This is a genomic window from Cobetia marina (assembly GCF_001720485.1).
GTDB classification, from domain to species: domain Bacteria; phylum Pseudomonadota; class Gammaproteobacteria; order Pseudomonadales; family Halomonadaceae; genus Cobetia; species Cobetia marina.
On the sequence record NZ_CP017114.1, the window covers coordinates 1,169,863 to 1,181,731 of the forward strand.

9 protein-coding genes and 4 tRNA genes are annotated in these 11,869 nt (G+C 61.0%); 9 read left to right on the forward strand and 4 right to left on the reverse strand.

Annotated elements, in window-relative coordinates; all coding sequences use genetic code 11:
- Nucleotides 1–26: 26 nt before the first annotated feature.
- Complete coding sequence (locus BFX80_RS04980) at nucleotides 27–794, reverse strand: UDP-2,3-diacylglucosamine diphosphatase (protein ID WP_084209638.1); 768 nt, start codon at nucleotides 792–794, stop codon at nucleotides 27–29.
- Nucleotides 795–950: 156 nt separating this feature from the next.
- Nucleotides 951–1,445, reverse strand: coding sequence for a peptidylprolyl isomerase (locus tag BFX80_RS04985; protein WP_043331309.1), 495 nt, complete (start codon nucleotides 1,443–1,445; stop codon nucleotides 951–953).
- Between the two features lie 236 nt (nucleotides 1,446–1,681).
- Between BFX80_RS04985 and BFX80_RS04990 the strand changes: the two genes are divergently transcribed.
- Both BFX80_RS04990 and cysS read left to right on the forward strand, forming a co-directional pair.
- Nucleotides 1,682–3,361: a glutamine--tRNA ligase/YqeY domain fusion protein gene (locus BFX80_RS04990; RefSeq protein ID WP_077374771.1), complete on the forward strand. Its 1,680-nt coding sequence runs from the start codon at nucleotides 1,682–1,684 to the stop codon at nucleotides 3,359–3,361.
- Between the two features lie 202 nt (nucleotides 3,362–3,563).
- On the forward strand, nucleotides 3,564–4,946 hold the full coding sequence (cysS, locus tag BFX80_RS04995) for a cysteine--tRNA ligase (RefSeq protein WP_084209639.1): 1,383 nt from the start codon (nucleotides 3,564–3,566) through the stop codon (nucleotides 4,944–4,946).
- Nucleotides 4,947–5,050: 104 nt separating this feature from the next.
- On the opposite strand, the gene mtnN is transcribed toward cysS, so the two are convergent.
- Nucleotides 5,051–5,761 carry a 5'-methylthioadenosine/S-adenosylhomocysteine nucleosidase gene (gene mtnN, locus BFX80_RS05000; RefSeq protein WP_084209640.1) on the reverse strand — a complete coding sequence of 237 codons (711 nt, stop codon included), beginning with the start codon at nucleotides 5,759–5,761 and terminating at the stop codon, nucleotides 5,051–5,053.
- 79 nt (nucleotides 5,762–5,840) lie between these two features.
- Nucleotides 5,841–6,710, reverse strand: a complete 870-nt coding sequence (folD, locus tag BFX80_RS05005; protein WP_077374768.1) for a bifunctional methylenetetrahydrofolate dehydrogenase/methenyltetrahydrofolate cyclohydrolase FolD — start codon at nucleotides 6,708–6,710, stop codon at nucleotides 5,841–5,843.
- A 718-nt stretch (nucleotides 6,711–7,428) separates the two neighbouring features.
- Between folD and BFX80_RS05010 the strand changes: the two genes are divergently transcribed.
- From BFX80_RS05010 to clpX, 7 genes are all read left to right on the forward strand, one after another.
- Nucleotides 7,429–7,505: transfer RNA gene (locus BFX80_RS05010), tRNA-Pro, on the forward strand.
- 87 nt (nucleotides 7,506–7,592) lie between these two features.
- Nucleotides 7,593–7,669, forward strand: a tRNA-Arg gene (locus BFX80_RS05015).
- Nucleotides 7,670–7,762: 93 nt separating this feature from the next.
- Nucleotides 7,763–7,837, forward strand: a tRNA-His gene (locus BFX80_RS05020).
- A gap of 68 nt (nucleotides 7,838–7,905) precedes the next feature.
- Nucleotides 7,906–7,980 (forward strand) — tRNA-His (locus BFX80_RS05025).
- 314 nt (nucleotides 7,981–8,294) lie between these two features.
- Nucleotides 8,295–9,644, forward strand: coding sequence for a trigger factor (gene tig / locus BFX80_RS05030; RefSeq protein ID WP_084208102.1), 1,350 nt, complete (start codon nucleotides 8,295–8,297; stop codon nucleotides 9,642–9,644).
- A gap of 136 nt (nucleotides 9,645–9,780) precedes the next feature.
- Nucleotides 9,781–10,401 (forward strand): ATP-dependent Clp endopeptidase proteolytic subunit ClpP, encoded by a 621-nt coding sequence (gene clpP, locus BFX80_RS05035; protein ID WP_065392597.1) that lies wholly within the window; start codon nucleotides 9,781–9,783, stop codon nucleotides 10,399–10,401.
- Between the two features lie 84 nt (nucleotides 10,402–10,485).
- Nucleotides 10,486–11,778, forward strand: coding sequence for an ATP-dependent Clp protease ATP-binding subunit ClpX (gene clpX, locus BFX80_RS05040; protein WP_084208103.1), 1,293 nt, complete (start codon nucleotides 10,486–10,488; stop codon nucleotides 11,776–11,778).
- Nucleotides 11,779–11,869: the final 91 nt, after the last annotated feature.

Below are 11,869 nucleotides of genomic sequence, written 5' to 3' on the forward strand. Positions count from 1 at the left end.
GGGCTTTTCATGGGCGTTGCAGGCGATCAGCCGTGGGTGATCGCATCACACAATGGCAATGCGAATTCCCGCAGGGTCGGTCCCTGGCCGCAGGCAATGATGTCGAAGGCGGTATCGGGGCGCCAGTCGCCCAGCACGATGCGGCGCGCCGCTTCGCCATCGATCTCGAGTTCATGTACCGCCGGGCGATGGGTGTGGCCGTGGATCAGGGTGCGCACGCCGTGCTCGCGCATCTCGCGAACCACTTCCTCGGGCGTGACGTCCATGATCGCCTCATCCTTCTCGCTGTTGGTCTCGCCGGACTGCATGCGCAGTGACTGGGCCAGGGCCAGTCGCTGCTCCAGCGGCATGGCCAGAATCTGTGCCTGCCACTGAGGGTCGCGCGTCATGGCACGAAACTTCATGTAAGCCTCATCGCGGGTACACATGCTGTCGCCATGCATCAGCAGCACGCGCTCGCCGTCGAGCTCGATCACGCTCGGGTCGGGCAGCAGGGTCACGCCGGCCTCGGCCGCGAAGGTCTCGCCGATGAGGAAGTCGCGATTGCCGTGCATGAAGTAGAGCCTGGTGCCGCGGGCCGAGACGCGCTGCATGGCCTCGCTCATGCGCTGGGTGAAGTCGTCGCGATAATCATCGCCGACCCATACCTCGAAGATATCCCCCAGCAGGTAGAGGCGATCCACCGCAGGTTCGCAGGTCGCCAGGCGCGCCATGTAGTCGAGAAAGCCCTGGGCGATCTCGGGAGTCTCGGGCTGCAGGTGCAGGTCGGAGATGAACAGAGTGGTGGCAGTCATGGTCAGGTCCACGGGTCGGGGCGGGTGTCGTCATGCGCAGCAGGCGACGGAAGAGGCCGAGTGAGAGAGCAACGCAAACCGCCCGGCCTGACGCTCGATATCACGAGGCAAGGCCGGGCGGCAGGTACGCGGTGAGGCGCGATCAGCGGAAATCGCTTATTCGGTGATTTCGGCGCTGGTGATGATCACGTCTTCTGCCGGCACGTCGGCGTGGCCGTCGCGACGCGTGGTCTTGACCGCCTCGATCTTCTCGACCACGTCCATGCCTTCGACGACCTTGCCGAACACGCAGTAACCCCAGCCCTGGCTGGTCTTGCTGGTGAAGTTCAGGAAGTCGTTGTCATTGACGTTGATGAAGAACTGGGCGCTGGCGGAGTGAGGATCCATGGTACGTGCCATGGCCACGGTGCCGCGGTCGTTCTTGAGGCCATTGTCGGCTTCGTTCTCGATCACGCCGTTGGTCGGCTTCTGGTTGAAGTCGGTGTCAAAGCCACCGCCCTGAACCATGAAACCCGGGATGACGCGGTGGAAAAGGACGTTGCTGTAGTGGCCTTCACGCACGTATTGCTCGAAGTTGGCCGCAGTCTTCGGGGCCTTCTCGTGGTTGAGTTCGAGGGTGATGTCGCCGTAGTTGGTGTGAAGAACGATCATGCGAATTTCCCGGTCATCTGTCTTGCTCAAGTGTCAGGCAGGCGGGGCCTCATGGCATCGCCTGCGGGCGTCGCGCTATAATAGCGGCTTTGTATCCTGAGACGAAAGCCTGAGGGGGCGGCAGGCCCCGGAGACGCACGCCAGCGCGCGTCACGATCGCCTGCTACCCAGTGCCAGTCCCCGTGACGTCCCGGAACACGACGCCCAAGAACCACACAGAGGTGCAGCGAAACTTCATGAGTACCGAGACCCAGAGCGCCCCGAACTTCGTGTTGAACCAGATCCGCGAAGAACTCGACGCCGGCCGCGCCGAAAAGGTTGTCACGCGTTTCCCGCCGGAGCCCAACGGCTTCCTGCACATCGGGCACGCCAAGTCGATCTGTCTGAACTTCGGTCTGGCGCAACAGCTGGGTGGCGACTGTCACCTGCGCTTCGATGACACCAACCCGGCCAAGGAAGAGCAGGCCTATATCGACGCCATCAAGGAAGACGTCGAGTGGTTGGGCTTCGAGTGGGCCGGCAAGGTGCGCTTCGCCTCCGATTATTTTGATCAGCTCTATGCCTGGGCCCAGCACCTGGTGCGCGAAGGCAAGGCCTATGTCGATGACCTCTCGCCGGACGAGATCCGTGAATACCGTGGCACGCTCAAGGAGCCGGGACGTCCCAGCCCCTACCGTGAGCGTAGCCCCGAGGAGAATCTCGATCTCCTCGAGCGCATGAAGAAGGGCGAGTTCGGCGAGAGCGAGAAGGTGCTGCGTGCGCGCATCGACATGGCGGCGCCCAACATCAATCTGCGCGACCCGATCCTCTACCGCATCCGTCATGCCAGCCACCATCAGACCGGCGACAAGTGGAAGATCTATCCGTCCTATGATTTCACCCACGGTCAATCCGATGCACTGGAAGGCGTGACGCACTCCATCTGTACGCTGGAGTTTGAAGACCACCGCCCGCTGTACGAGTGGTTCCTCGCCAATCTGCCGGTGCCGAGCACGCCGCGTCAGATCGAGTTCGCGCGTCTGAATCTGGATTACACCGTCACTTCCAAGCGCAAGCTGAAGCTGCTGGTGGATGAAGGCGTGGTCGATGGCTGGGATGATCCGCGCATGCCGACCATCTCCGGCATGCGTCGTCGTGGCTATACCGCGGCTTCCATCCGCAAGTTCTGCGACATGATCGGCGTGAGCCGTGCTGACGGCGGCATGGTCGAGATCGGCATGCTGCACCACGCCATTCGCTCGGACCTGGAGGACAACGCGCTGCGTGCCATGTGCGTGCTCAACCCGCTCAAGGTGGTGCTGACCAACCTGCCGGAAGGCCATGAGGAAGTGTTCGAGGTCCCCGGCCATCCGGCGCGTGATGACATGGGCACGCGTCAGATTCCGCTGACCCGTGAGCTGTGGATCGACGCGGATGACTTCATGGAAGACGCGCCGAAGAAGTTCTTCCGTCTCGCGCCCGAGAAGGAAGTGCGTCTGCGCAACGGTTACGTCATCCGCTGTGATGAAGTGATCAAGGATGACGCCGGCGAGATCGTCGAGCTGCGGTGCAGTGTCGACCTCGATACCCTCGGCAAGAACCCTGAAGGCCGCAAGGTCAAGGGTGTCATCCATTGGGTCAGCGCCGAGCATGCAGTGCCGGTCGAGGTGCGTCAGTACGAGAATCTGTTCCTGGAAGCCGAGCCGGACCGTGACAAGGATGTCGATTTCCTTGAGCACCTCAATCCGCAGTCGCTGAGCATCGTCAAGGGCTTCGGTGAGCCGAGTCTGCGCGATGCCGCGCCGGAAACGCGCTACCAGTTCGAGCGTATCGGCTACTTCGTGGCGGATCGTCATGACTGCGTCGATGGCGCGCTGGTCTTCAACCGCACCGTCAGCCTGAAGGACGGTTGGGCCAAGGCACAGAAGAAGGGGTGATGGTCGGCGGGCTCCCGCGGGAGCCCTGTCGTCACGCTTTCGTGACCTGCTTCACGGCCCGCAGTCTGATCCTGTACCTTCTGTGACGAAGTTGCATGACCGGCCTGCGGGCCGTTCCATTTTGAAAGGCTGACAGCTTTCTGTCAGCAAAGTAGCCAAGGGCGATGACTGAATGATTCCACTCGAAGATGCCGCGAGCACACTGTCCATCTACAGTACCCTGAGCCGGACCAAGGCACCTTTCGTGCCACTGGAAGGCAACAAGGTGCGCATGTACGTCTGTGGCGTGACGGTCTATGACCTCTGTCACATCGGGCATGCGCGTGTGATGGTGGCCTTCGATGTCATCACGCGCTACCTGCGTGCGCGCGGGTATGACGTCACCTACGTGCGCAACATCACCGACATCGACGACAAGATCCTCAAGCGCGCCGACGAGAATGGCGAGGCCTTCGATGCGCTCACCGAGCGCATGATCCAGGCGATGCATGAAGATGAAGGGCGCCTGGGGATTCTGCGTCCTGACCTCGAGCCGCGTGCCACCGCGCACATCGCTGACATCATCGCGATGACCGAGACGCTGATTGACAAGGGCTATGCCTATGCGGCCAGCAACGGTGATGTCTACTACCGTGTGCGTCGTTTCGAGGGCTACGGCAAGCTCAACAACCGTCAGCTCGATGACATGCAGTCCGGTGCGCGGGTGGAGGTCGAGGAAGCCAAGGAAGATCCGCTCGACTTCGTGCTGTGGAAGGCTGCCAAGCCGGGCGAGGCCAGCTGGCCGTCGCCCTGGGGGGAGGGGCGTCCTGGCTGGCACATCGAGTGCTCCGCGATGTCGACCTGCTGCCTGGGCAACACCTTCGATATCCACGGCGGCGGGCCGGACCTGACCTTCCCCCATCACGAGAACGAGATCGCCCAGTCCGAGGCCGCCACGGGCCAGCAGTACGCCAACGTGTGGATGCATGCCGGCGCGGTGCGTGTCGGTCAGGACAAGATGTCCAAGTCGCTGGGCAACTTCTTCACCATTCGTGACGTGCTGGAGCAGCACAACCCGGAAGTGGTGCGTTACCTGCTGGTGGCCAGCCACTATCGCAGCGCGATCAGCTATGAAGCCAACTCGCTGGATGAGGCGCGTCGCTCGCTGGAGCGCTTCTACAATGCGCTCGAGACTGTCACGCCCGAGCAAGGCGAGGTGTCAGGCGATTGGCGGGCACGCTTCGTGGCCGCCATGGATGACGACTTCAATACGGCGGGTGCGCTGTCGGTGCTGTTCGAGCTGGCACGCGAGCTGAACCGTGCCAAGAAGGAAGCACCGCAGCAGGCGCCGGCGCTGGCCTTCGAGCTGATCTCGCTGGGCGGTCTGCTGGGTCTGTTCGGGCAGGACCCGGCAGTCTTCCTCAAGGGCGATACTGCGGCGCTGGCGTTGTCTGAAGACGAGATCCAGGCGCAGATCGAGGCGCGTGCCGCCGCCAAGAAGGCCAAGGATTTCGCGGGGGCGGATCGCATCCGTGACGAGCTGGCCGCACAGGGCATCATCCTCAAGGACTCCCGTGAGGGGACGACCTGGGTGCTGGAAGGCTGATGTCACTGGCGTGATGCGATGTCAGCATGAAAAAACCGCCGTCCCATGAGGGGCGGCGGTTTTTTGTGCGCTGTCGACCAGCACCGCTTTCGAGCCGTCTGCGATCAGCTGGCGAGTCGCTTGACCATGGCATCGACCATGCGCGAGGACTGGCGTGCGGCCACGTGCAGGAATTCCTCGAAGGACTGGCTGTTGTTGTCCTTGCCGGCGATGTCGGACAGCGCACGGATGACCACGAACGGCATGTCGTAGAGGTAGCAGGTCTGGGCGATGGCGGCGGCTTCCATCTCGGCGGCCAGCATGCTCGGGAAGCGTGAGCGGGTCAGCGCGACCAGTTCCGGGTCGGACATGAAGATGTCGCCGGTGCAGATCAGGCCTTCACGCGCCTTGATCTCTCCCTGGGCCTCGACGCACTCGCGCGCGACCTTGACCAGCTCAGGGGCTGACGGGTAGGCCGCCGGCATCTGCGGCACCTGTCCGTGCTCATAGCCGAAGACCACGGCATCGACATCGTGATGGCGCACTTCGCTGGAGATGATCACATCGCCGATCTCGAGATCAGACGCGAAACCACCGGCCGAGCCGGTATTGATGATGGCATCCGGCTGGTAGCGCTCGATCATCTGGCAGGCACCGACGGCGGCATTCACCTTGCCGATACCGGATTGCAGCAGCACGATCTTCATTCCGTGCAGCTGGCCGACATGGAAGGTGGAGCCGGCGTGGGTGCTGGTGGTGCTGTCTTCCAGGCGCTCGGCGAGAATGGCCACTTCCTCGGCCATGGCGCCGATGATGCCAAGAGTCTTGAGGGTCATGATGCGATCCTGAATCAGACGCGATGAAGGCCCGTTCATGTCGGGCCTCCATCACGAGCTAGAGAGAAGGGCGAGGGGGTTACTCGGCGGTGAGGCGCGCGTCGTGCAGCTCGGCGGCGAACAGGGTGTTCTCCAGCAGCGAGGCCACGGTCATCGGGCCTACCCCGCCGGGGACCGGCGTGATCCAGCCGGCGCGCTCCGCGGCTGGCGCGAATTCCACATCGCCGACCAGCGAACCGTCCTCGAGACGATTGATACCCACATCGATGACGATGGCGCCGTCCTTGATCCACTCCCCCTTGACCAGGCCCGGCTTGCCCACGCCGACCACGACCAGATCCGCCTGGCGGACCTTGCTCTCAAGGTCCTTGGTGAAGCGGTGGCAGACGGTGGTGGTGCAGCCAGCCAGCATCAGCTCCAGCGCCATCGGACGGCCGACGATGTTGGACGCGCCGACGATGGTGGCGTCCATGCCGCGCACCTGCAGGCCGCTCTCGGACAGCAGCGTCATGATGCCCTTGGGCGTGCAGGGACGCATCACCGGCAGGCGCTGTGCCAGACGACCGAGGTTGTAGGGATGGAAACCGTCCACATCCTTGTCGGTGCGGATCCGTTCGAGGATCGGGCGTGAGTCGAGGTGCTCCGGCAGCGGCAGCTGGACCAGGATGCCATCAATGCTGGCATCGTCATTCAGCGAGTCGACCAGTGCCTCAAGTTCCTGTTGGGTCGTGTCAGCAGGCAGACGGTGCTGGGTGGAGAGGATGCCTGCCTTCTCGCAAGCGCGGTGCTTGTTGCGGACATAGACCTCGGATGCCGCGTCTTCGCCGACCAGCACGACGGCAAGCCCCGGGATTCGTTCACCGGCATCGCGGCGCGCTTCGACCTGGCGGCCGACCTGTTGGCGTACGCGTTCGGCAATGGCCTTGCCATCAATCAGTTGTGCTGCCATCAGCGATCATTCCTTCTCATAGGCAAAAATGCAGGAGGGGAGAAACCGGGGACAATTTTCGCATGCCCTGTCTGGCAGTCAACGCCGAATGACGACCTTGGTCGAAAGCAGGTGCAAGTATCGCCTCTTTTGGAGGCGTCTCGTGGGCAGGCAGCGGTGCTGATTGCCCACGAGTCTGGAACTCGACGTCGTGAGACCACAGCTGTCGGTTCTCTCAGCCGGTTCTCTCAGCCAGTTCTCTCTGTCAGACCTTTCTGTCAGTTTTCCAGGGATCCGTCAGACGAGGCGTTCGTGAGATGCCTGATCGAGGAAGAGAAATAGAAAGAGAAAAAGAAAGAGGTAGAGGTAGAGGTAGAGGTAGAGGTAGAGGTAGAGGTGGAGGTAGAGGTAGAGGTAGAGGTAGAAAGGGCGATCGACGTGATCAGCTTCGAGGAGAAAGAGAAGCTCAGACCCGATGGTCGGGCCACGGATGCCGCTCAGTGGAAGTGAGTCGTCACTGATCTCGCCCGGTGCCAGGGTAGGGGCGAGAGTGAGGTGCCCGTATGGAGGTGGGAGCGCACCCCGCGTGTATCACTGGATGCTGACATGACAGTGGCGTGACAGCAGGAAGGGAAACGATTCTTTTGGAAAGAATTCACGTAAGGGCTTGACCGCAGACGAAAGTTCGGTAGAATACGCCTCGCATCGACGGGGTTCGACGGTCGGTTGAAGACGGTTTCGGGATATAGCGCAGTCTGGTAGCGCGCCTGCTTTGGGAGCAGGATGTCGGGGGTTCGAATCCCTCTATCCCGACCATTTGAATGCAGCACCTCGCAAGACTTCGGTCTTTCGAGACATGCATTCAAGGCTTTGTCCGGAGGTTGACTCGCAGCATCAGTTTCTGCGCCTATAGCTCAACCGGATAGAGCAACGGCCTTCTAAGCCGTAGGTTGCAGGTTCGAGTCCTGCTGGGCGTGCCATCACGATAACGATTGTTGTCATGATGGGAATCGGATTGCTCTTCATTGAGCCTGATGATGGCGACCAGACGATGTGAAGGTGTTCATGCAGTGGTGGGTGTAGCTCAGTGGTAGAGCCCCGGATTGTGACTCCGGTGGTCGTGGGTTCGAACCCCATCATCCACCCCATTGCATGTCAGCTTGAGCAGTATCAACGAGATGGAGACGGCAGGCTTTCTGTCCAACCTCCAGAAGTGGTGGGTGTAGCTCAGTGGTAGAGCCCCGGATTGTGACTCCGGTGGTCGTGGGTTCGAACCCCATCATCCACCCCACGTCTCGATGAATATCAGGATGCTGCCTGTCCCGCTTGGGCGGGCGGCATGCCGCAAAAGGGGGAGAAGGCCAATGGCTTTCTCCCCCTTTTTTCGTGTTTTTTCGCACTGCTTCGTCTGCGATCTGACCGGGTTGACGGGCGCTCCATGCGCCTGTCAGGCGGGAGGACGGAGCAGAAAAAGGCCTGGCTCCTTGAATATCTTGGACCAAGGCACCATATGGCAGGTCATATCCGCGCTTGCCAGCGCGTGGCGGGGTTTCTACAATCTTCGCCTTTATGATTCGAACGCCACCAGTGGGTAGAGGAACTTTCATGCAAGCTTCTGTCGCAACGACTTCTCCGATCGAGCGCAAGGTCACCATTACGGTGCCGGCTTCTGAAGTCGACCAGGCCGTCAACGCCCGTCTTCTGGAAACCGCCAAGACCGTTCGTCTGAACGGCTTCCGCAAGGGCCACGTGCCGATGGCAGTGGTGCAACAGCGTTACGGCAAGGACGTGCGCAACGAGATCGTTGGCGAGATCATGCGCCAGCATTACGTGACCGCCGTCACCGAAAACGAACTGAACCCGGCTGGCTGGCCGAAGATCGATGCCACCGTCGATGAAGCCGGCAAGGATCTGGAGTTCGTCGCGACTCTGGAAATCTACCCGGAAATCGAACTGAAGCCGATCGAAGGCGCTGAAATCGAGCGTCCGCAGGCCGAAGTGACCGACGCCGACGTCGAAGAGATGATCGAGACCCTGCGCAAGCAGAATGCCTCCTGGACCGACGTCGAGCGCGCTGCCGCTGACGGCGACCAGGTCAAGATCGATTTCGAAGGCTTCCTCGGTGAAGAAGCCTTCGAAGGCGGCAGCGCTGAAGGCCACGAGCTGGTGCTGGGTTCCAACAGCTTCATCCCGGGCTTCGAAGAGCAGCTGATCGGTGCTTCTGCTGGCGACGACAAGGAAATCAAGGTTTCCTTCCCGGCTGACTACCAGGCCGAGCACCTCGCCGGTCAGGAAGCGACCTTCAAGGTCAAGGTCCACGCCGTCAAGGCTCAGGAACTGCCGGAAGTGAACGAAGAGTTCATCGCCCAGTTCGGCCTGGAAGCTGCCGATGTCGAAAGCTTCAAGGTGGAAGTGAAGAAGAACATGCAGCGCGAGCTGAAGAATGCGATCGAGAATCGCGTCAAGCAGCAGGTGCTGGCTGAGCTGACCAAGGCCAATGACATCCTCGTTCCGCAGGCACTGGCGGATCAGGAAATCGACGGCCTGAAGCGTCAGGCAGCACAGCAGTTCGGTCTGGGCGAAGACTTCGACGTCTCCCAGCTGCCGGGTGAGCTGTTCCAGGACCAGGCCGTCCAGCGCGTCAAGACTGGCCTGCTGCTCAGCGAAGTCGTCAGCAGCAACGAGATGGACGTCAGCGACGAAGAGCTCAACGCTCGCGTTGAAGAAATGGCCCAGCAGTATCAGGATCCGGCTCAGGTCACCGAGTACTATGGTTCCAACGAACAGGCTCGCAACCAGCTCAAGTCCGTCCTGCTCGAAGAGAAGGCCGTTGACAAGCTGCTGACACAGGCTCAGGTTAAGGACGTTACCATGTCCTACCAGGAAGCCCTGCAGGCAGCACAGCAGCAGGAAGAAGCCGAAGAAGAAGCGGCAGAAGCAGAAGAGCAGGCCTGATACCTGTCTGCTGACCTAGCGTGCTGACTTTCTGCATGTGATTCCAGGACCCGGCTACGGCCGGGTCTCTGGTCAGTGGGCAGGGTAAAGTGGCATGCTCAATGGATATCAATGTCATCGGATGAAGGAAGCCCCCATGAACGACTTCGACATCAAGAATGCAGGCGGTCTGGTTCCGATGGTTGTCGAGCAGAATGCTCGCGGCGAACGGGCCTATGACATCTATTCCCGCCTGCTGAAGGAACGGGTGATCTTCCTTGTGGGCCCGGTTGAGGATTACATGGCCAATCTGGTCGTGGCTCAGCTGTTGTTCCTCGAGTCTGAAAACCCGGACAAGGACATCCATCTGTACATCAACTCGCCGGGTGGCTCCGTGACTGCAGGGATGGCGATCTACGACACCATGCAGTTCATCAAGCCCGACGTGTCCACCGTATGCATCGGCCAGGCGGCCAGCATGGGGGCACTGTTGCTGGCAGGCGGTGCCGCTGACAAGCGTTACGCGCTGCCCAATTCTCGTGTGATGATTCACCAGCCGCTGGGTGGCTACCAGGGCCAGGCAACGGACATCGAGATCCACACCAAGGAAATCCTGACCATTCGCGAGAAGCTGAACCGCATTCTCGCGCACCATACGGGTCAGGACTTCGACACCATCGCCAACGATACGGACCGTGACAACTTCATGGCCGCCAATCAGGCGATGGAGTACGGCCTGATCGACGCCGTGCTGGAACGCCGTCCGGACGTGGAATGATCCACGCACACGGCTGACCTGACGTCGGTAAACATGCATTTCCGGTGACTCCCCGGGGAGTCACCGCCATTGAGAGGTACGCGAATGGCTGACGGCAAAGGCAAGGACGAGAACGGCAAACTGCTGTACTGCTCCTTCTGTGGCAAGAATCAGAATGAAGTGCGCAAGCTGATCGCGGGACCTTCCGTCTACATCTGCGACGAATGTGTCGATCTGTGCAATGACATCATTCGCGAAGAGGTCCTCGAAGCCGACGCCGAAGGTGATGATGATCGCCTGCCGGCGCCGCGTGAGATTCGCTCGACTCTCGACGACTACGTGATCGGTCAGGACCGCGCCAAGCGCGTGTTGTCCGTCGCGGTGTACAACCACTACAAGCGTCTGCGTGCCGGTCAGAAGGCAGTGGACGAAGTGGAGCTGGGCAAGTCCAACATTCTGCTCATCGGCCCGACCGGTAGCGGCAAGACGCTGCTGGCCGAGACGCTGGCACGCCTGTTGAACGTTCCCTTCACCATCGCGGATGCGACCACCCTGACCGAAGCGGGTTACGTCGGTGAGGATGTCGAGAACATCATCCAGAAGCTGTTGCAGAAGTGCGATTACGATGTCGAGAAGGCCGAACGCGGCATTGTCTACATCGATGAGATCGACAAGATCTCCCGCAAGTCTGACAACCCTTCCATCACCCGTGATGTCTCGGGTGAAGGTGTGCAGCAGGCACTGCTGAAGCTGATCGAGGGCACCACTGCCTCGGTGCCGCCGCAGGGCGGGCGCAAGCATCCTCAGCAGGAGTTCCTGCAGGTCAACACGGCCAACATCCTGTTCATCGTCGGCGGTGCATTCGCCGGTCTGGACAAGGTGATCCGTGAGCGCGCCGAGAAGGGTGGCATCGGCTTCAATGCCGAGGTCAAGAGCAAGCAGGACGAGAAGACGGTTGGTCGCGTACTGGCGGATGTCGAGCCGAGCGATCTGGTCAAGTTCGGTCTCATCCCCGAGTTCGTCGGGCGTCTGCCGGTCATCGCGACATTGACCGAGCTGGACGAGGACGCGCTGGTACAGATCCTGACCGAGCCGAAGAACTCGCTGGTCAAGCAGTACTCGCGCCTGTTCGATATGGAGGATGTCGAGCTGGACCTGCGTGAAGACGCACTGCGTGCCGTGGCTCGCAAGGCCATCGAGCGTCGTACCGGCGCACGTGGTCTGCGCTCGATTCTCGAGGGCGTGCTGCTCGATACCATGTATGACATTCCCTCGGAAGAGAATGTCAGCAAGGTGGTAGTGGATGAGTCAGTGATTGCCGGCGACAGCAAGCCGCTGCTGATCTACTCCCAGAGCGAAGAGAAGAGTCAGGGCAAGGTGGCCGGCAAGGACGGCTGAAGCGTCCAGGCCTGAGTCGCACCAACGGGGGGCCGCAAGGCCCCCCGTTGCGTTTGCCTTCGTCACTCGCCTCTCTGGCAATGTTCCTCAT

Coding starts and splice junctions, on each gene's coding strand:
- BFX80_RS04980 (WP_084209638.1), bottom strand. CDS start 794: ATGACTGCCACCACTCTGTTCATCTCCGACCTGCACCTGCAGCCCGAG.
- BFX80_RS04985 (WP_043331309.1), bottom strand. CDS start 1,445: ATGATCGTTCTTCACACCAACTACGGCGACATCACCCTCGAACTCAAC.
- BFX80_RS04990 (WP_077374771.1), top strand. CDS start 1,682: ATGAGTACCGAGACCCAGAGCGCCCCGAACTTCGTGTTGAACCAGATC.
- mtnN (WP_084209640.1), bottom strand. CDS start 5,761: ATGACCCTCAAGACTCTTGGCATCATCGGCGCCATGGCCGAGGAAGTG.
- folD (WP_077374768.1), bottom strand. CDS start 6,710: ATGGCAGCACAACTGATTGATGGCAAGGCCATTGCCGAACGCGTACGC.
- tig (WP_084208102.1), top strand. CDS start 8,295: ATGCAAGCTTCTGTCGCAACGACTTCTCCGATCGAGCGCAAGGTCACC.
- clpP (WP_065392597.1), top strand. CDS start 9,781: ATGAACGACTTCGACATCAAGAATGCAGGCGGTCTGGTTCCGATGGTT.
- clpX (WP_084208103.1), top strand. CDS start 10,486: ATGGCTGACGGCAAAGGCAAGGACGAGAACGGCAAACTGCTGTACTGC.